Annotated in this window: 19 protein-coding genes; 15 read left to right on the top strand and 4 right to left on the bottom strand. The window is 55.8% G+C overall.

Annotation, left to right across the window (positions count from 1 at the left end; genetic code table 11):
* The first annotated feature begins 63 nt into the window (after positions 1-63).
* From CLV88_RS17745 to CLV88_RS17730, 4 genes are all read left to right on the top strand, one after another.
* Positions 64-1,326, top strand: coding sequence for a cytochrome P450 (locus CLV88_RS17745; protein WP_106609749.1), 1,263 nt, complete (start codon positions 64-66; stop codon positions 1,324-1,326).
* Positions 1,327-1,340: 14 nt separating this feature from the next.
* Positions 1,341-2,630, top strand: a complete 1,290-nt coding sequence (locus CLV88_RS17740; RefSeq protein ID WP_106609748.1) for a type I glutamate--ammonia ligase — start codon at positions 1,341-1,343, stop codon at positions 2,628-2,630.
* Positions 2,631-2,707: 77 nt separating this feature from the next.
* Positions 2,708-3,022 carry a 2Fe-2S iron-sulfur cluster-binding protein gene (locus CLV88_RS17735; protein ID WP_106609747.1) on the top strand — a complete coding sequence of 105 codons (315 nt, stop codon included), beginning with the start codon at positions 2,708-2,710 and terminating at the stop codon, positions 3,020-3,022.
* 146 nt (positions 3,023-3,168) lie between these two features.
* Positions 3,169-4,005: a c-type cytochrome gene (locus tag CLV88_RS17730; protein ID WP_243403711.1), complete on the top strand. Its 837-nt coding sequence runs from the start codon at positions 3,169-3,171 to the stop codon at positions 4,003-4,005.
* Positions 4,006-4,159: 154 nt separating this feature from the next.
* On the opposite strand, the gene CLV88_RS17725 is transcribed toward CLV88_RS17730, so the two are convergent.
* Both CLV88_RS17725 and CLV88_RS17720 read right to left on the bottom strand, forming a co-directional pair.
* A complete protein-coding gene (locus CLV88_RS17725) occupies positions 4,160-5,515 on the bottom strand; it encodes an aspartate aminotransferase family protein (protein WP_106609746.1) in 1,356 nt (451 codons plus the stop codon).
* Between the two features lie 30 nt (positions 5,516-5,545).
* Positions 5,546-6,334 carry an IclR family transcriptional regulator gene (locus CLV88_RS17720; RefSeq protein ID WP_106609745.1) on the bottom strand — a complete coding sequence of 263 codons (789 nt, stop codon included), beginning with the start codon at positions 6,332-6,334 and terminating at the stop codon, positions 5,546-5,548.
* Positions 6,335-6,491: 157 nt separating this feature from the next.
* Between CLV88_RS17720 and CLV88_RS17715 the strand changes: the two genes are divergently transcribed.
* From CLV88_RS17715 to CLV88_RS17675, 9 genes are all read left to right on the top strand, one after another.
* On the top strand, positions 6,492-7,433 hold the full coding sequence (locus tag CLV88_RS17715) for a tripartite tricarboxylate transporter substrate-binding protein (protein WP_106609744.1): 942 nt from the start codon (positions 6,492-6,494) through the stop codon (positions 7,431-7,433).
* A gap of 67 nt (positions 7,434-7,500) precedes the next feature.
* On the top strand, positions 7,501-8,031 hold the full coding sequence (locus CLV88_RS17710; protein ID WP_106609743.1) for a tripartite tricarboxylate transporter TctB family protein: 531 nt from the start codon (positions 7,501-7,503) through the stop codon (positions 8,029-8,031).
* Positions 8,032-8,041: 10 nt separating this feature from the next.
* Positions 8,042-9,661, top strand: a complete 1,620-nt coding sequence (locus tag CLV88_RS17705) for a tripartite tricarboxylate transporter permease (protein ID WP_106609742.1) — start codon at positions 8,042-8,044, stop codon at positions 9,659-9,661.
* Positions 9,544-11,010, top strand: a complete 1,467-nt coding sequence (locus tag CLV88_RS17700; protein WP_133169990.1) for an aldehyde dehydrogenase — start codon at positions 9,544-9,546, stop codon at positions 11,008-11,010. The genes CLV88_RS17705 and CLV88_RS17700 overlap by 118 nt, the downstream gene beginning before the upstream one ends.
* A complete protein-coding gene (locus CLV88_RS17695) occupies positions 11,010-12,293 on the top strand; it encodes an aspartate aminotransferase family protein (RefSeq protein ID WP_106609741.1) in 1,284 nt (427 codons plus the stop codon). Before CLV88_RS17700 ends, CLV88_RS17695 begins: the two co-directional genes overlap by 1 nt.
* Complete coding sequence (locus CLV88_RS17690; RefSeq protein ID WP_106609740.1) at positions 12,293-13,225, top strand: phosphotransferase enzyme family protein; 933 nt, start codon at positions 12,293-12,295, stop codon at positions 13,223-13,225. The genes CLV88_RS17695 and CLV88_RS17690 overlap by 1 nt, the downstream gene beginning before the upstream one ends.
* Positions 13,222-14,454: a Tm-1-like ATP-binding domain-containing protein gene (locus CLV88_RS17685; RefSeq protein ID WP_106609739.1), complete on the top strand. Its 1,233-nt coding sequence runs from the start codon at positions 13,222-13,224 to the stop codon at positions 14,452-14,454. Before CLV88_RS17690 ends, CLV88_RS17685 begins: the two co-directional genes overlap by 4 nt.
* Before the next feature lie 72 nt (positions 14,455-14,526).
* Positions 14,527-14,970: a potassium channel family protein gene (locus tag CLV88_RS17680; RefSeq protein WP_106609738.1), complete on the top strand. Its 444-nt coding sequence runs from the start codon at positions 14,527-14,529 to the stop codon at positions 14,968-14,970.
* A gap of 31 nt (positions 14,971-15,001) precedes the next feature.
* Positions 15,002-15,511, top strand: coding sequence for a DUF2478 domain-containing protein (locus CLV88_RS17675; protein ID WP_106609737.1), 510 nt, complete (start codon positions 15,002-15,004; stop codon positions 15,509-15,511).
* On the opposite strand, the gene CLV88_RS17670 is transcribed toward CLV88_RS17675, so the two are convergent.
* Together CLV88_RS17670 and CLV88_RS17665 are read right to left on the bottom strand one after the other, a co-directional pair.
* Positions 15,508-16,587 carry an AI-2E family transporter gene (locus CLV88_RS17670; protein ID WP_165798925.1) on the bottom strand — a complete coding sequence of 360 codons (1,080 nt, stop codon included), beginning with the start codon at positions 16,585-16,587 and terminating at the stop codon, positions 15,508-15,510. The two genes, CLV88_RS17675 and CLV88_RS17670, sit on opposite strands and share 4 nt — an antisense overlap.
* A gap of 45 nt (positions 16,588-16,632) precedes the next feature.
* Positions 16,633-17,400, bottom strand: coding sequence for a sulfite exporter TauE/SafE family protein (locus CLV88_RS17665; RefSeq protein WP_106609735.1), 768 nt, complete (start codon positions 17,398-17,400; stop codon positions 16,633-16,635).
* Positions 17,401-17,556: 156 nt separating this feature from the next.
* Here CLV88_RS17665 and CLV88_RS17660 point away from each other — a divergent pair, with 156 nt between their 5' ends.
* Both CLV88_RS17660 and CLV88_RS17655 read left to right on the top strand, forming a co-directional pair.
* Positions 17,557-19,245 carry an acyl-CoA dehydrogenase family protein gene (locus CLV88_RS17660; protein ID WP_106609734.1) on the top strand — a complete coding sequence of 563 codons (1,689 nt, stop codon included), beginning with the start codon at positions 17,557-17,559 and terminating at the stop codon, positions 19,243-19,245.
* A gap of 292 nt (positions 19,246-19,537) precedes the next feature.
* On the top strand, positions 19,538-20,092 hold the full coding sequence (locus CLV88_RS17655; RefSeq protein ID WP_106609733.1) for a TetR/AcrR family transcriptional regulator: 555 nt from the start codon (positions 19,538-19,540) through the stop codon (positions 20,090-20,092).
* Position 20,093: the final 1 nt, after the last annotated feature.

Raw genomic sequence — 20,093 nt, 5'->3', positions numbered from 1 at the left:
CGTATTTATAACATCCATATATATACATAACAAGACAAGCATCGCGCCACCGGGGAGGGAAGCATGACCGTTTGGAACCCAACAGATGACGGCTTTGCCGATCTGACCAGCCACGATGCATTTGCCGCTGGCGCCCCGCATAACACCTTTGCCCGCCTGCGCCGCGACGATCCCGTCAGCTGGACAGACTACGCCGATTGTCAGGGCTTTTGGTCGATTACTCGCCATCAAGACATCACCGAAATGAACCGCAATTTTGGAGTCTTTTCATCGGCACGCGGTATTCGGATGGAAGACCAGACCTACGAGGAATACCTTGCCCGTCGCACTTTTCAGGAAACCGATCCCCCTGATCACATGAAGACACGAATCAAGGTTGCCAAAGCTTTCTCCAAGCCGGTTGTCGCCAATTTCGAAAACGATCTGCGTGACCTTTCCAACACCATTCTGGATCAGGCGCTGAGCCAGACCGAATTTGACGCCACCAAGACCATTGCCCGCCAACTGCCTATGCTCATGCTCGGTCGTATCCTCGGCACACCGGATGCGGATTTGCCTTGGCTGGTAGAAAAGGGCGACGCCCTTATCGCCAACACAGATCCCGATTTCACTGACCATGTGCTCGACAAGATGAACACTGATGAGTTCCGCATGATGCCTTTCAATTCACCGGCAGGCGCGGAACTCTATCAATATGCCAAAGAGCTCATGGCCCACAAAAACGCCACGGGTGACACAGATGGTGTGCTGCACCTGATCCTGCAACCGGACAAGGATGGGAACACCATCACCGAAGAGGAGTTCCGCAATTTCTTTTGCCTTCTGGTGGCCGCGGGCAATGATACCACCCGTTATTCCATCGCCGCAGGCATTCAGGCCATGAGCCACCAGCCGGAATTGCTCACTCAAATGCAACAGGGCGGCAGCGACTTGTGGGAACTGGCACCAGACGAAATCATTCGATGGGCAACCCCCGCCCTCTATTTTCGCCGCACCCTGACACAGGATTTCGAGGCCCACGGCAAACAGATGAAAGAGGGCGACAAGGTTCTGTTCTGGTGGTCCTCGGCCAATCGCGACGACGCGGTGTTTGATGACCCATTCCGCGTCAACCTGATGCGCAGTCCCAACAAACACATGTCCTTTGGCCAATCCGGCCCGCATGTCTGCCTCGGCATGTGGCTTGCGCGCCTCGAAGTGCGCGTGTTGTTTCAAGAACTATGCAAACGCCTCAAAACCATAGAACCTAACGGGGATCACAAGTTCCTACGCTCTAACTTTGTCGGCGGCATCAAGGAATTGCCCGTCCGTGTGACCCTGAAATAGGAAAGGCCAGCCCCATGCAAGACCGCCTCCGCGCCCTTTTTTGCGACCACCTCTCGATCATGCGGGGCAAGTACCTGCCTGCCTCGAAACTGGCCGACAGCGACACCCGCTTTTGCCGCTCTGTCTTCGGAACCCACTATGACAAAGATCTGCTGAACTCTCCCGGTTCGATGACCTACGAGGGCCTGCCAGATATGGAACTGCGCTGGCGTCACGACGATATCCGCGACAGTTGGGACCCGCACACCAAGATTGTGCTGGGCGATCTGTATGATGACGCGGGCGAACCGCTTGGTCTATGCCCGCGAGGCACCCTAAAACGCGCCGTCGCCAAATGGGAGGCGCGCGGCCTGACGCCCAAGGTTGGCATCGAACTCGAAGCCTTTGCCCTTCAGGCTGACGAACACGGCAACCTGCGCCCATACGACACGCCGGGCGCGGTGGTCTATGGCACCGGTCCTCTGACCGACCCACTGCGTTTTAACGATGCGATCTGGTCCAAGGCGGATGAGCTGGGCTTTCGCCTCGATATGATCACCGCCGAATTTGATGCGCCTCAATTCGAATACACCCTGACCTTCGACAACGCCGTGCAGGCGGTCGACGACATTGTCCTGTTTCGTCTCATGGCGCGCGAAATCGCGCTGGAACACGGTATCATCCTGACCTTTATGCCCAAACCCATTGCTGGCGCGGGCGGCTCGGGTATGCATATCAACTTCTCGTTCACCGACGTCTCTGGCGGCAATGTGCTCTCGTCCGGCCCGCGCAATCTGCCCGATACGATCAACGACCTCTCTAAACAATGCCTTGCCGGATTGCTGCACCACCACAAGGGTCTTGCCGGACTGATTGCACCCACCGCCAACAGCTACCAGCGCCTGCAACCTGGCTCTCTCTCGGGGTTTTGGAAAAACTGGGGTGGGGACCATCGCAATGTTACCACCCGGATCAGCGCAGAAGGCGGGCCGAAGTCCCGGCTGGAACACCGCATGGCCGACGCCACAGCCAACCCCTACACCGCGGTCGCCGCCGTTCTGAACGCCTCGCTCCTCGGCATTGAAAACAACTACCCGTTACAGCCCATCGAAACCGGCGATGGGTTTGAAAAAAACGACGCCAAGGAAAGCTGCGCAATGGACCTCAAAGGAGCAGTGGCCGACCTTAAGGCGGATCAGGCACTTGGCGACGCAATCGGGCGACTGCTCGTCGACAATCATATTTTCATGAAAGAGAAAGAGGTCAAAAAGACTAAAGACCTCGAAGGTGAAGCTCTGCGCGACTTCTACGTGTATTTCGTCTGACCAAGCTCTTTCATTGCCCTCAAAATACTCAGAATCCGACGTTCCCCCAAACGCCTCGGCCCCAGAAAGGACACGATATGAAAGTCACCTGGACCCTTCCCGACACCACTCAAATCACCGCCGAGGTGGCCAACGGAACCAACTTGATGCAGGCCGCTGTCGACAATAACGTACCGGGTGTGATCGGCGAATGTGGCGGCTGCTTGTCTTGCGCGACCTGTCATATCTATGTCGAAGACGCGTGGGTCAAAAAAACCGGCGCCGTTGACGACTTTGAAGACGCGATGCTCGACGTCGCCGAAGCCGAAAGGCGCGACACCTCTCGCCTGTCCTGCCAGATCGAGGCGACAGATGCGCTCGATGGGCTGCATCTGATCGTACCACAGCCCTAACGAAACGGGGGCATGACCTCTGCGCCAGTATCCGGCCTTGGCGCGACCCTCATCCTACTCTCGCGCCGAGGCTCTCCGTAAATCCCAGCAATTATGCTACACTTACTTCAAGGCGCTCAACCAAGCGTCATTTGAAGGGAGTGATTATGAAACGCATTTTAGCCACGGCTGCCCTCGCAGCCGCAGCCACCACCACATCCGCAGAAGTCTCTGTCGAACGCGGCGAGTACCTGGTCAGAGGGCCAGCTGCCTGCGGGAACTGCCACACGCCTCAGGGGCCTGACGGGCCAGACATGACCAATGAACTTGGCGGATTCATGGTCGAGAAAAATCCAAATTTCGAAGCATGGGCCGTCAACATTACCCCCGGCAGCCGCGTAGCCGACTGGTCCGATGCTGAACTTGCCCGCGCCATTCGCGAAGGGATCCGCCCGGACGGCACCGTAATTGGGCCCCCTATGCCAATTGGTTTGTATCGCGGCATTGGGGATGATGATCTGATGTCCATCGTTGCGTTCCTGCGCACTGTCCCGGCCAGCGATAACGCCACCCCGTTCTCCACATACAACATCCCGCTTCCACCGGCCTATGGTCCGCCGGTCGAGAGTGTTACTCCGCCACCACGCGGCGTCACCGTCGAATACGGCGCCTACCTCGCCGGGCCGGTGGCCCATTGCACCGAATGCCACACCACTTTTGGCCCTATGGGTCCAATGTTTGACTCACATCTTGGCGCGGGAGGGTTCGAGTTTCACGGACCTTGGGGTGTCTCTGTTGCACCCAACATCACCACCCACGCCGACGGTCTAGCGCAATACTCAGACGCCGATCTAACCCAGATGATTACAACCGGCACACGCCCAGATGGTTCGCGTATGTTGCCGCCGATGGGGTATGCCCACTACGCGTCCACCACACCCGACGATATTGCCGCCATTGTCGCGTATCTGCGTACCATCCCGCCACTACCGGATGCAGAGTGATCTGCTAACAAAATGGAAACGCGGGGCGCAACACCCCGCGTTAATGAATTTTGGGGGCCAAAACCCGCACCGATGCAATACCGACAGAATACCGACGTGATACTGACGTTGGTTTTGCCCCTTTTGGGCGGTTAACCTTGGTTAACGCGCTCCCTCAAGTGATCGCCTGAAATCCAGCCTCAATCGAGGACAGGATCGTCTCCACATCGCTTGCCGTCAGCACCAAAGGCGGCGACAGGATTACGTTGTTACCAGACACCCGCACCATCGCGCCACTTTGATACGCCACCTCCTGAAGCCGATTGATACGGGCTTTGTCGATGGCCGCCTTAGTGCCCCGATCACTGACCAACTCCAATGCACACATCAGCCCATGCCCGCCGCGTACGTCGCCAATTGCATCGTATTTCTCTTGCAGGGTCTGCAAACCAGCAAACAGCTCCGCGCCTCGCGCCGCTGCATTCTCGTTGACTTTCAAACGCTTGGTCTCTTCGAGACAGGCAATGGCCGCCGCCGCCCCAACCGGATGCCCGGAATATGTATACCCGTGACCGATGTTAGCTTTACCGGTTGTGTCCTTCTCAAATGTTTCGGCCACATGTTCCGCGATCATCACGGCGCCAAATGGAAAATACCCGTTGGTAATTGCCTTGGCCGTTGACATCATGTCCGGCTGCACGCCCCAATGACGCGAGCCACTCCACGAGCCGGACCGTCCAAAGGCCGTTATCACCTCGTCCGCAATCAGCAAAATTCCGTTTCGGGTACAGATCTCGCGCACGCCCGGCATAAAGGTTTCATGCGGTACAATCACGCCGCCAGCACCCAAAATCGGCTCCATGATAAAGGCCGCAATTGTGCCGGCCCCCTGGAACGCAATCTCATCTTCCAACGCCTGCAAGCACAGCTGGGCCAGCTTTTCTGGGTCAGTCTCATTGAACGGGTTGCGATAAGTGAGGGGGGCCGGGATATGGTGGCAACCGGGCAGCAGCGGTTCGTATTGCGTGCGGAAATTGGCGTTGCCATTGACCGAAGCACCGCCCATGTGAGTGCCGTGATACCCTTTCTTGAGCGATAAAAACTTGGTCCGCGTCCCCTCTCCACGCACCTTGTGATACTGCCGGGCCAGCCGCAGCGCTGTCTCAACTGAATCGGAGCCACCAGAGGTATAAAACGCCCGGCTCAGCCCGTCCGGTTCAAAGAATTCTCGCAACAATTCACTAAGCTCGATCACAGCGTCGTTGGTGGTGCCGCGAAAGATCGAGTAATAAGGCAAGCGCTCCAACTGGTCTGCGATGGCCTGCTTCACCGGCTGACAGGAGAAGCCCAGATTCACATTCCACAGCCCGCCGACGCCATCGACGACCTCGTGCCCATCCACGTCCCGAATTCGTACACCATGAGCCCCTGTGACAATGGTCGGTGGGTTCGCTAAGCAATCCGCCGGATGGGCCATGGGATGCCATACGGAACGTGCGTTCTTTTCTTTTAGAAAGTTACTATCTTTCATCGGATCACCTCAATCTCAGGCCGCAGGCACTTACCTTGGCGTTTTCTCGAATTTTCGTTTGATTTCAGCCGGAACAAAGCCCCCGAGCAGCCGCGTCATTTCCAGCGCGGCGCGGGGAACTTCCTGTCTGATCAGATCGCGCAACACCTTGTCCATGCGCGCAACAGGAGCCGCAACAGCGATCGCCCCATAACAATTTTGCTGGGCGTCAAAGATTGGACAAGCGTGTGAATGCACGTCTTTTTCAAACCCGCTGACGTTCTCGGCAATCCCGGTCTGCCGTACCTGGGTCAGTTGTTCCCGAATTACCCGAGGGTCCGTTTCGGACATCGGTGTACGCTGCTCCAAAGGTTTTGAAAGGATCTGGTCAGTAAACTTGGGATCGCTATAGGCCAACACGGCCAACCCTGAACTGGTGGAATGGAAATTGATAACTTCGGCATCTTCCATCGTGACGCGCGTACCGTGATGCACACTGTAGCTGTAGGTCAATGTGCACAGCTGATCACCTTGAAGGGTCGACATATGCGCTGTTTCGCCAGTCGCCTCGCTCAACCGGTTCAGAACGTTTTGCGCCACTTCGCGTGTGGGAACAGCCGCCTCGCGCAGACTCGCCAAACGTAAAAAAACGGGTCCCAATCGATAGGCGCGAACAGATCCAACCTGCTCAACGAATCCATTTTCTGCCAATTCGCTGAGCATTCGAAACACTGTCGCCTTGTTCATACCCGTCAGCCGGGTCATTTCGGTCAAACCGATCTCCTGACGCTCACGAGAGAAAAAGCTCAGTAAAGACAATGCCTTGGTCACAGTCCCCATAACGTTCTACTAATCCTCCCCGGCTCTGGTTTCGTCAAACACGCAAAAACAATGCGCGTCCCTTTTCAAAAGTGTTGACAGAATAATACTTAACCTGTCAATCTATTTTCGAACCTTCGGTTTGAATAATGAACCACTGTTGGATTGGGAGAACAACATGAAACCTTCGAAACTTCTTGGCGGCGCCCTCGCAATGACGATGGCAACGCTCGGCGGCGCAGCGCTGGCAGAATACCCAGAGAAACCTGTGAGCTTTGTAGTGCCATGGCCTCCGGGAGACCTCGAAGATGTCTTGACCCGCATGATCGCAGAAGACTTTCAGGCCGCGTACGGCGTGCCTGCGGCTGTTGTCAACAAACCCGGCGGTGGCGGCGGCCCCTTCCCCGGTGCCATCGGTGTCGCCACGGCACCGGCGGATGGATACACGGTTGGTTCGTTTGTGCCTGCTGTACCAGTTATCGGACACGAGATAGGGATCGACGAACTGGCCGATGAGGTGTTTGCACCGGTCGGCATCTTTCTGACCTATCCATTTGTCATCGCCACCAGCGGAGACGCGCCCTATTCGTCGATGGCGGAGCTGGCGGAATATGCCAAGTCTAACGACGTGGCCTTGGGCCATTTCGGCGACGTTTTGACACCAACCCAAGTGACCAAGGCTTTTGCTGTAAACGCTGGTTTTGAATGGGGTTCAGATGCCGCCTTTGATGCGCTGGACTGCAACACGTTGGCGTCTGGTGATGCGGATGTGATCAACACCACATTGCAGTTGATCCTGCCATGCCTGAGCGACGTCAAGGTTCTGACATCGATCACCGGCGAGCGCATCTCGCTTGTGCCTGATGCGCCCACCATCGGAGAGCTGGATGGATCGCTGGACATCGCTTTGTGGAACGGGCTGTTCGTTCACAAGGACACTCCGCAAGACGTACGCGACAAGATCGCAGAGGTGGCCAAGAAAACCGTCATGAGCGATCGCGCTCAAGCCGTCGCCAAAGAAACGGGTGCGCTGGTGTATTGGGCAGACGCAGATGCGTCAGCTGATATCATCGCTAAGGACAAAGCAACCGTGGCGCATATCGGCACTCTGCTCGAATAACCCCCTCGAAAACGGGGCCGGGATGTAATGTACACCCGGCCCCAAATGCATTCAAAGGGTCTCGGCAATGAGTTCACCAGAAGAAAAACGCTTTCCCGGCCCAATGCGCGGCCAGCTTGTTTTTGCGATTGTCTTCTTTGTGGTTGCTCTTTTGTTGCTGTCGCAAATCGGAGAGCAAACCAAGTGGGTTAAGAAAACCAAGTTTTTTGCCCAACCCCGGTTTTGGCCCGCTGTAGGGTTAGTAGGCATGGTTGTTTTCGGCGGATTACATCTTTGGAAATTACCCAGACGCAAATTCGAACGCGCGGATTATGTTGAGTGGCGTATCTGGCTGGTCGCGATCGAATGGGTTGGCTGGTTCCTGCTCTACGTGCTGCTGGTACCCGTGATTGGCTATTTGCCTGTCACCATGATTTTCATGCCGATCCTGATCTGGCGATTGGGGTATCGCGACAAACGTATGGTCCTGATCTCAAGTATGTTTGGCCTTGGCGTGGTGCTGCTGTTCAAGTCGTTCCTCGAAGTGAAAATACCCGGTGCATTGCTCTATGAGTATCTACCGGGGTCCTTGCGCACTTTCTTTATCCTGAACTTCTAAAGGGCGGAAAATGGAACTCATCCTTTCCTCGGTCGACATTCTGGCCCGATGGGACGTCTTGCTGGCGTTGCTGGCCGGATCGGTTGGTGGCGTTTTGATCGGGGCCATTCCCGGTGTCGGCCCGGCTGTTGCGATTGCGATCCTGTTGCCTGCAACCTTTTCCATGGATCCAATTGTCGGTTTGACCGTACTGCTCGGTATTTATGGAAGCTCAATGTATGGCGGCTCCATCCCGGCGATCTTGATCAACACGCCGGGCACTGCGGTCAACGCGCTCACGACGTATGATGGCTATCCCATGACGGCGCGCGGCGAGGCGAGGCGCGCATTGTCCTTGGCTTACTCAGCGTCGTTCTTTGGTGGCGTATTTTCGGTCATCTGTCTGATCCTGTTCGCGCCTTTGTTGGCCAAGGTCGCGCCGCTGTTCGGCAGCCGCGAGATATTCCTTGCCGCTTTGCTTGGCATCATCCTCGTGGTGATCGCGCATAGGGGTCAGTCTCTGATTGCAGCGGCGATGGCATGTTTCGGCATTTTCCTGAACACAGTAGGCCTTGAGGCTGTAAAATACTCGAAACGCTACACATTTGATCAGTCCTTCCTATCGTCGGGCGTTAATCTGATCGTTGTTGTATTGGGCCTTTTTGCTCTTAGTCAGGCGTTCTTTCTGTTGCAGGGCGATGACGAAAAAATCCGCATGACCAAATTGCGTGGTGGGCTGTTTCAGGGCCTGCGCGAGCTGGCGCGCCATCCGCGGGTGGCGGGTGTCTCAGGCACTTTTGGTGTATTAATGGGCATGATCCCTGGCGTGGGCGAGTTCACCGCTCAGTTCCTGAGCTACACCTATGCGCAGAAGACATCCAAACGCCCGCAAGACTTTGGCCATGGCTCATCCGAAGGGCTGATCGCAGCCGAAACCGCCAACAACGCCGTACCGGCCGCCGCAATGGTCCCGCTTTTGGCACTTGGGATACCGGGTGAAGCCCTCACAGCGATGATGTTATCAGTGTTTTATGTGCATAACGTCGTCCCCGGACCGCAGCTGTTCCAGAACCAAATGGACTTTGTCGTCGCGCTTTATATCGCGCTGCTGATCCTGAATGTGATGGTTCTCATCTTCTTGCTGTTTGCCACCAACCATCTGATCAAGGTTGTAAAAATCCCAAACCGTTTCCTAGGGGCCTGCATTCTCGTGCTAAGCTTTGTCGGCGTTTATTCACTGCGCAACTCCGTCACAGACTGCATGATCGCCGCCGGGTTTGGCATTTTTGGCTTTGTGCTCAAACGCCTTTCTATTCCCGCCGTGCCGATCATTCTGGGAATGGTTCTGGGTGGCATCATGGAGGTGAAACTGCGCGCCGGGATGGCGCGGGTAAAAACCCCGTTTGATTTCATTGACCGCCCCATCGCCATGGTCCTGTTCCTTATGATCGTGGGCGTTCTCGTTATTCATTTCTTTCGTGTCCTCAAGGACCGCCAAGACCTTAAGGAGGCCAAATGGTCGACCAAGCACGCATCGACGAACTTCGGAATGCACATGTTCCGCCGCAAACGCTTTTTGTCGCGGGAACGTGGCAGGAAGGTTCGGGAGACCCACTTGAAGTACAATCCCCGATCAACGGACAAACGCTGACCACGATTGCGAATGCGACAAGCAACGACGTGGACCGCGCTGTTTCAGCCGCACGGGCAGCATTTGATGATGGTCGCTGGTCCCGAGCAGCGCCCGCAATGCGCAAAAAAGTTCTGCAAAAACTGGCAGACCTGATCGAAGCCAATGCATTTGAACTGGCGGTTCTCGGCGTGCGCGACAACGGGACCGAGTTTAATATGGCGCTCAAGGCCGAGCCTGGCTCTGCGGCGGGCACGTTCCGGTATTATGCCGAAGCGCTGGACAAGGTCTATGGTGAGATTGCCCCTACCGATCCAGGGATTCTGGGCCTGATCCACAAGGAACCTGTCGGCGTTGTTGGCGCAATTGTTCCGTGGAATTTCCCGTTGATGATCGGCGCATGGAAACTGGCGCCTGCCTTGGCAGCAGGGAATTCGGTTGTCTTGAAACCGGCAGAAACCGCGTCGCTCAGCCTGTTGAAACTGGCTGAGCTTGCCGCCGAAGCGGGATTACCTGACGGTGTACTGAATGTGGTCACGGGCGCAGGCGCGATCACGGGCGAGGCGCTTGCTATGTCGATGGATGTCGACGTTTTGGTCTTTACGGGGTCAGGGGATGTTGGACGACGGTTGCTCGAATATTCGGCTCGCTCGAACCTGAAGCGGGTGTATTTGGAACTGGGTGGCAAATCCCCCAACATCGTTTTTGCCGACGCGCCTGATTTAGAGGAAGCTGCCAAAGTCTCTGCCGCCGGGATATTCCGAAACTCGGGGCAGGTTTGCGTCGCGGGCTCTCGATTGTTGGTCGAAGACAGCATTCATGACGAATTTGTAGCACGTGTTGCCCACTATGCCAGCCAGATGCAGGTCGGTGATCCATTGGACCTCGCTACCCAGATTGGTGCGGTGAATTCCTTGCGGCAGTTGGAGGGAAATCTTGGGTTTATCGAGAGTGCGATCGCCGAGGGGAACACCATCACTACCGGGGGAAATCGCATCCTTGAAGAAACTGGCGGTTACTACATGGCGCCTACTGTTGTCACCGATGTGAAACCAACAGATCGCCTCGCCCAGCAAGAAGTGTTCGGGCCAGTTGTAGGGGTTACACGATTTTCAACCGAGGCCGAGGCCCTGGCGATTGCCAATGGCACCGACTATGGGCTGGCCGCAGGCGTTTGGACCAAAAATCTGGGCCGCGCGCATCGCATGGTGGCTGGCATTCGGTCGGGTGTTGTGCATGTGAACACCTATGGCGGGGCGGACAACACTGTACCACTGGGCGGCGTCAAACAATCGGGTAGCGGGCACGACAAGTCCATGCATGCTTTTGAAAAATACGTCGACCTCAAAACCGCTTGGATAAAGTTGTGATGCCAGATACGCAGAACCTCATTGCGCGCCGGGCCCAGCTATTGGGCCCGAACGTCAGCACGTTCTACGAAGACCCGGTACATATGGTCCGGGGCGATGGCGTCTGGGTTTGGGATGCGGACGGGCGGCAATACCTCGACTGCTATAACAACGTGCCGCATGTGGGTCACTGCCACCCCAAGGTTGTTGAGGCCATCTCACGCCAAGCGGCAGCGCTCAATACGCACACACGCTATCTGCATGAAGGTATCCTGCACTATGTCGAGGCTTTGACGGCAACTTTTGCTGAGCCGCTCAACACCGCGATCATGACCTGCACAGGGTCTGAGGCCAATGATATTGCGCTGCGCATGGCCCAGGCGGTCACGGGCAAAACCGGAGTGATCGCCACGGATCACACCTATCACGGGAATACCATGGCTGTATCACAGCTCAGCTGTACCAACCCTCCCCCCAATCGATGGGACAATGTTGCCTTTGTGCCCGCCCCGGACAGCTATCGACGGCCGGAAGGAGAGACCCATGCTTTGGCCTTTGCAGCAGAGGTTGAGAAATCTATCGCGGACCTTGCCGAGCGGGGGCATGGGCTGTCCGCGCTTATCATTTGTCCCTATTTCGCCAACGAAGGGTTTCCCGCACTTGAGACTGGGTTCCTGAAGCCCGCAATCGATGCAGTTCGCAAGGCAGGCGGCCTTATCATTGCGGATGAGGTACAGCCCGGTTTCGGGCGCCTTGGTACCGACTTTTGGGGGCATCAAAAGGCCGGATTTGTTCCCGATGTTGTCACTTTGGGCAAACCCATGGCAAACGGCCACCCGGTAGGCGGTGTTGTCACAAGTCTTGATATCATGACGGCGTTTCGCACGAATTTTCGCTATTTCAACACCTTTGGCGGCAACCCCGTTTCTGCTGCGGCTGCGCTGACAACACTGAATGTCGTGCAGGACGAAGGTTTGATGGAAAACGCACGCGTGGTTGGCGATTATGCCCGAGATGGCCTGCGCCAGCTTGCCAGGCGTCATGACTGTATTGGTGACGTCCGTGGGTCTGGCCTGTTTTTTGGAGCGGAAATGGTCTTGGACAAAGATACCAAGGCGCCCGCAACCGCGTTTACCAAACGCGTCGCCAACGTGATGCGCCAAAAAGGTGTGCTGCTCAATTTTCTCGGCATCAATTACAACGCGCTGAAAATCCGCCCGCCTATGCCGTTTTCGCGCGAAAACGCGGACATGATGCTGGAACGGCTGGACGAGGCGCTTACTGAAACACCACTGGAGCCATAATGGAGCAGAATGTTCATTTGGCTTTGGCAATGTGGGGCATGGAAAGCGCGCATGCGCAGTTGGTTGCCCAGCGTGAAAACCATGTCTACCGCGTTGAATATTGCGGCCAGGTTTATGCACTCCGCCTGCATCGCCCGGGCTATCGCACTGCCGATGAACTCATATCAGAGCTAAACTGGTGCGCTCATCTGGCGGATCAAGGGCTGCACGTGCCCAGGCCGATTGCCGACAGGAATGGGTGTTTACTCAATCCCCTTGCCGACACGCATGTCAGCGTTTTGCAATGGCTGAACGGTGCGCCAATTGGTCAGGAAACCACCATAGAAGGCGACCCCTTGGCGATGGCCAAACGCGTTGGGCGTGAAATGGCGCGGTTGCATACTGTTACGGATAGCTGGCAACCGCCCGATGAGTTCATACGCCCAGACTGGACGTTAGAAGCATTGATCGGTGACACTCCACTTTGGGGGCCATATTGGGATCATCCTGAATTGACCTCGGTTAACAGATCTCTATTTGATGATGCCACCAGAAAAGCACGGGATAACGCTACGCTTTTTGTCGGAGACACGGGATTGATCCACGCGGATCTCGTGAGTGAAAACCTGCTGGTCAACGGCACCCGCATTGGCCTTTTGGATTTCGACGACAGCGCCATCGGCTATCGCGCTTTTGAGCTTGCAACCTTCTTGATCCGCTATGTCGAACGACCGGATTTTGACGCCCTTCGTTCCGCATTGATCACCGGATACGCAGACCGTCGTGTCGTGAGCACGGATGAGCTGGACCTTGCCCTTTTGCTGCGCGCGCTCACTTATGTCGGATGGATCATCCCCCGTCGCAGCGAACCCGGTGGTGAAGCCAGGTCAAAACGCATGATTTCGCGCGCCTTGCGCCAAGCCAATTCCTATCTCAAGCGGAGCCCCTCATGAGCCAAGATAAGACGATACTCGTGGTTGGTACTTACGACACCAAGGATGATGAACTGAACTATATGTCAAACTGTATTCGCGGCCAAGGCGGGCAGGTTTTGTCTATGGATGTCAGTGTGCTGGGCGATCCGACCGCGCCGACGGACTATTCCAAGCACGTCGTGGCAGAGGAAGGCGGCAGTTCGATAGAGGCAGCCATCGACAGCGGCGACGAAAACACCGCGATGCAGATTATGGCGCACGGTGCGTCAATGCTGGCGTTGCGCCTGTACCGTGAGGGCAAAATTGACGGCGTCGTTGTGCTTGGTGGCACGATGGGCACGGATTTGGCGCTGGACGTATGTCAGGCGCTGCCACTGGGTGTACCGAAATACGTGGTTTCCACGGTCAGTTTCTCGCAGCTGTTGCCGCCAGAGCGGCTTGCTGCAGATATTCAGATGATTCTGTGGGCCGGTGGGCTTTATGGATTGAACTCGGTCTGCAAGTCGTCTCTGTCGCAAGCGGCAGGCGCGGTTCTGGGCGCGGCGCGAGCTGTGGAAAAACCAAAAGGTGACAGGCCGTTGATCGGAATGACGTCGTTTGGAAAAACGATCCTACGCTACATGATCACACTGAAACCAGCGCTAGAAGAGCGCGGGTTTGAAGTGGCCGTATTCCATGCCACCGGAATGGGCGGGCGGGCGTTTGAATCGCTCGCCGCAGAGGGGTCTTTTGCCTGTGCAATGGATTTTGCAACCCAAGAGGTGGGCAATCACATTTTTGGCGGCCTGTCAGCGGGCGCAGACCGGTTGACCAACGCCGGGGCCACGGCGACACCACAGATCGTTGCCCCGGCGTGCTATGATCTGGTTGATCTGGTCGGGTGGAAACCTGTCCCGGAGCAAATGGGAGATAAACCAGCACATGATCACAACCGGCTGTTAAAGGCTGTCGTTCTGAGCGCATCCGAACGGCGGGACGTGGCCTTGGCCCACGCCGAAAAGCTGTCTGGCGCAAAGGGTCCGACCACGTTCATCATGCCCAAAGGTGGCTGCAACGAATGGGACCGACCCGGCGCCGATTTGCATGATGCCGCGGGGCTTGCCGCCTTTGTTAGCGCGATAGAAGACGCAATGCCGGATAATGTGGACTATGTCCCACTTGACTGTCACATCAACGACGCCCAGTTTTGCGAAACCGTCTTGTCGATCTTTGATGGGTGGCTGGAGAATGGCGTCGTAAAAGCCTAGCATTGCTGTTCACGTCTTGCGGCCCCATGTGCGTGGGCGATAACCTGAGGCGGTAAGAAGCAGGAGCAGACATTGGGACAGATCGACCAGCTTTTCTGGGGCTCCATCGTGCTGGGTGTTTGCGCAGTTATCCATGTGGGCATGCTGACAGTTGCGATTGGGTTGTTAGAGCGGATTGCGCAACCATTGCACCTGCACCGCCGTTCGGTTCAGGTGGCTGTGATGGTGTTGGTGGCCTTTGCCATGATCGTATTGTCGCACACCATTCAGGTTTGGTTCTGGGCTGGCATCATGATTTACATGGACGCCTTTGTTTTCTGGTTCGATTCACTTTATTTCGCGCTAGTGACTTACACGACCGTTGGATATGGCGATATCGTGCTACCCATCGAATTCCGCGTTTTTGGGGCCTTTGGCGGGGTGACCGGGATACTGTGCTTTGGGATCAGCACCGCCTTTCTGGTCTCTCTCATCGGCCGCCTGTTGCCTCGGTCTTTGATGGGCCCACGTGATTGAACCAGATGTCCCAGCACGCTAAGGTCTTCTCATGTTAAAAATTGCCTACACAATGGCCCATGGCCGCGGCGAGCTGGATTTGCTTTTGGCAGAGCTGGCCCAACGACTGCAAGCGCGCGGATTGAAGACGCGGGGGATCGTTCAGATCAATTCGGGCTGCGAGACCGACCAAAAATGCGACATGGATGTTCAGGTTTTGCCTGACGGGCCGATGATCCGCATTTCACAGTTTCTCGGGAAAGAGGCGCGCGGATGTCGGCTGGACCCGGATGCAATGGCAACGGCAGTGGCCGAGGTCGAACGCAGCCTTGCCAATCCGTTTGACGTGTTTCTGCTCAACAAATTTGGCAAACAAGAAGCCGAAGGGCGCGGGTTTCGCGACTTACTGGCCGAAGCTGCTGCCTCTGGCGCAACTGTGATAGCGGGCACCAATCCACTAAATGCGAAGATGTTTGAAGAATTCGCAGACGGCGAAGCGGCGTGTGTAGACGCCGATATTGATGCGTTGATAAGTTGGTATGACGCCGTGAACGCGGCTTAATCCGCGTTCCTAGATGCAATACTGGGAACCTCGCCAGTGTTTGCGAGCAATATTGCGATGGGGCGGGTCGTGGCGAAAAAGGACAGGATCGTCATGATCCCTGACGTCAGGATCACCGACAAGATGGCGCCAATTGGCCCCCAGATCGCCGCCCACGCCGCCAGCGATACCATGACAATGACCGGGCTGAGATTCATCGAGCGCCCCATCAGACGCGGCTCCCAAAAGTAACCAACGCCAAACTGTGCAACGCATAGCGCGGCAAAGAGTAACACCGCCTCGACCCCTAGGCCGAATTTTCCGATAGCAAACAACATCGGCAGCGCCATCGCGATCCAGCTGCCGACATAGGGAATGTAGTTGAACACCGCCGTAAGCACCGCAAAAAAGGCGGCAAATTCGATCCCGAACACGAGGAAGATCACCCAACACACCGCCCCCAAAACAGCATTGATCAGTGTTTTGGTCGTGAAGTAGGTTCCAATTTGTTCGGTGATCAGGTCGATCGTGTGCCAAACTGTTTTGCGAGCGTTTTCGTCTGGAACAATCGCAGCAATTTTTCCAGAAATGCTCTCCCGCTCAATCAGAAACAGGATGGCGTACAGAAAGACAAGGGCCATGTAACCTGCTGAATAACTGACAGAATTCAGTGCATAACGGATCACTGATTGCAGGTTTATATTGTCGAACACAACACGGTCCAACGATTGCCACGTCAATTCGAGTTCGTAGTCAAACCGCGCCGCCTGGGTAGAGACGATCAGCGAAAGGGAGTCTGCATATTCCGGAACAGCGCGCACGACGGGCTCCAGATTTCGCGCAAAAAAGCCGACGCCAACCATGAGGATAACGAACATCACAACGGTGGTCATGGTCATGCGCAACCAGCCGGGAATAATGCGTGAATAAAACGGTATACGTTCCAGCTCGCGCGAAATTCCGTGCATCAGAAAGGCGACCAGCGCGCCTAGGACAATCGGAATTAGAATGGGCTGTGCCACATTTAAGAACCAGCCAACAGCAATGGTCGCAATGACCGCAAGGCTGACGGCGGATATCCGTAGCGGCGTCTCCATGCTTGGTCCTTTCCTGCGTTGCAGCATCACCCTAGGCGCGGTGCGTCATCCCATCAAGCCGCGTCTGATCAGATTGAGGCCCACAATGGTCAATACGAATAGTGTCGCTTTGCGAAACGTCGCTTGGTCAATACGGTCGTGAATACGGGCACCCAACCACGTACCCGCCATAGCGGGTAAGATAAGGAAAATGGAGAAAGGCAATGTTTCCCATCTAAGGACGCCCGACCCAATATGTGCGAAACATAGCAACGCTGCGCCGAGACCATAGATCACACCTTGTACTCTGACCTGCTCCGCCTTTTCTGTCCCTAATGCCGTCAGGTACGCCACCGTAGGAGGCCCCCAGACGCCAGAGATACCACCAATGGTTCCGGCTGTGGCCCCCACCAGCGCTTCGATCCTTTGCGAGGGTTTGGACAGGTGAAATGTGACTCCAAAGAGTTGCATACCTGCAAACGCAGTGATCGGGATGCCAACCAGCAATAGAAACGTATCCGGCTCCAGAAAACGCACGAATTGCGCACTAATCACCAAAGCAACCCCGCCAACCAAAAGGAAAACACGAAAACGGATCACGGATTGCACCGCAGCACGATGCCCCTGACGAAGGGCTTGCATACCATTGGTGGCCAAAGTCGGGAAAATTAGCCCAGCAAGCGCCCATTCAGGCGAGAGAAACATGCTCAACCCAGAGATCAGAAGCATTGGCATGCCGAAACCAACGATACCTTTGATAACACCAGCAAAAATGCCAATGCCTACCGAGGCCAGCAACAAAAGCGGTCCAAAATTTGCAATCATTTCGTTCATACCTTTCTATAGGCTGGAACGCGGAAACCTACAAAAAAATCGGTGCGCAATAAAAAGTTAAAAACAGCGCAGCATTCGTATTTTTGTTGCGCTGCATGTGCAAAAGAATTATGTCACGGTGCAGCAATGCAGTGCAGCAATTGAGGACATAGTGTAATGGCCCATGATGGACAGGACCTGACAATGACAGAATCAGTGATTCTCCCCGATCTTCTGACACTGACCGGCGCGGCTTTGGCCCCGGTCGACACCGTTCTGGACACAGCCACCGCGCGGGTCCGTGAATTGGTAACCGAAAATGGTAAAGTTTCTGCAAAACTAATCGAATTTCATCAGACTGCCGCGCATGGCCTGGCTTGGTTGGCCACTTATGCACAGTCATTACGTCAGATGCAGGCATGGGCAGAACGGTTGCAGGCAGACGGCGCATTTGGCGAAATGGAACAGCTACTGCATCAGATCGCTTTTGGTGAATACCTCTGGCAGGTCTATGGCGGCATCTCGATGAGCCAGAATGAAATCGTACGCCTGCAGGATATGGGTTTGGGTCAGGACGACATGCGCACGCTGATGGCTCCCGAGGTCATGACGCTATGCGACAAGGGCAACACGCAAGCCGCGCGTATGCGGCTGGTTGAGTTGATGCGCAACAATTCCGGGCACGCCACATTCGGCGCCAGTGGTCTGGACGAAGAACTGGAGATGATCCGTGAACAGTTCCGTCGATATGCTGACGAAAGGATCGCGCCAAATGCTCATGAATGGCACCTTAATGACCAGCTGATCCCGATGGAGATCATTGAGGAACTGGGCGAAATGGGGGTGTTTGGCCTAACTGTCCCAGAAGAATACGGCGGCATGGGCCTGTCCAAAGCATCAATGGTGGTTGTAACCGAAGAGCTGTCGCGCGGTTATATTGGGGTTGGATCCTTGGGTACAAGGCCAGAGATCGCTGCAGAGCTAATCGAGGCTGGCGGCACCGAAGAACAGAAGCAGAAGTGGCTTCCAAAACTTGCATCGGCTGAAATCCTGCCAACGGCTGTGTTTACCGAGCCAAACACCGGTTCCGACCTTGGCAGCCTGCGCACACGCGCGGTCAAGACGGATGAGGGTGACTGGGAAGTTACCGGCAACAAGACATGGATCACACATGCCGCCCGCACCCATGTGATGACATTGCTGGCGCGCACCGATCCAAACAGCACGGATCATCGCGGTCTGTCGATGTTCCTTGCGGAAAAGACACCGGGTACCGACGAAGATCCCTTTCCAACCGACGGTATGACCGGTGGCGAAATCGAGGTGCTGGGCTATCGCGGCATGAAAGAATACGAGCTGGGCTTTGACGGCTTCAAGGTCAAGGGTGAAAACCTGTTGGGCGGCGAAGAGGGGCAAGGCTTTAAGCAGCTGATGAAGACATTCGAGGCGGCCCGCATCCAGACCGCTGCGCGTGCAATTGGTGTGGCACAGAATGCGCTGGAAGTTGGGTTGCAGTATGGCGAAGACCGCAAACAGTTTGGCAAATCGCTGATCGAATTCCCGCGCGTGGCCGGCAAACTGGCAATGATGGCGGTGGAGATTATTGTCGCTCGTCAGCTCACCTATTTCAGCGCTTGGGAGAAGGATCACGGGCATCGGTGTGATCTTGAAGCAGGCATGGCCAAGCTATTGGGCGCGCGTGTGGCATGGGCCAGCGCAGATAATGCGTTGCAGATCCATGGCGGCAATGGCTTTGCCCTAGAGTACCAGATCAGCCGCATCCTGTGTGACGCGCGTATCCTGAACATCTTTGAAGGTGCTGCCGAAATTCAGGCGCAGGTGATTGCACGGCGCCTGTTGGGGTAAGATACTAACAGTTCCTAAATGCTGGCCCCGCTCGTTTCCAAAGTGACGCAGGCGGGGTTTTCTTTTCCCTTTGACCCAAGGGTAAATGGGCCGTGTTTCGCCAAAATTGGTACATCGGCAACACGTCGGTATTACGTCGGTATTGTGTCGGTGTGGATATCAGAAACCGGTGGGATTAACGCAGCGGGCTATTGACGCCAAGGGATGCGCAACGGTGCGATGGTTTACGCCGCACTGCGGCGCGACAATGCTGCGCTTGCATAATGAAGAGCGACAGCCTACCACTTAGGCCATGTCCAGTACACGCCTCTCCCCTGACCTTTGGGTTGCCGCCGGTTTTGAAGCTCTGATCTCTCAGGGTCCAACCGCGCTTAAGGCCGAGCCATTGGCGCGTCGGCTTAAGACAACCAAGGGGTCTTTCTACTGGCATTTCAAAGACGTGCACGCCTTTCATGCCGCCATGATGGACCAGTGGGAGCACCGCGCGATCAACGATCTGGAAGCCGGTTCGGCCCATGATCTACCCCCAGCTCAGAAGCTGCGGCACCTGAGCCAGATTACCTCTGGGCAGGTCACCGATTCGGTCAGCGGCGCAGTTTTGGAGCCTTCCATTCGAGCATGGGCGCATGATAACGCCGACGTGGCCGCAGCGGTCGAACGTGTCGATCAGGCGCGGTTGTCACATCTGCAATCCACGTTATCCGAGAACGGCCTGTCAAACCCGGAACTGGCGCGTATTCTTTATGCGGCCAACCTTGGGATGGCGGACCTGTCACGGCGTGACGGAGAAGTGAACGACGCCGCGTTAGGAACACTGGTCGATCTGATTTTGGCTCTGTACGATTAAG

The sequence above is a fragment of the Shimia abyssi genome (assembly GCF_003014475.1).
Classification (GTDB): domain Bacteria; phylum Pseudomonadota; class Alphaproteobacteria; order Rhodobacterales; family Rhodobacteraceae; genus Shimia; species Shimia abyssi.
Note: the sequence above shows the minus strand (reverse complement) of the source record. Positions and strands in the feature narration are given on the sequence as shown.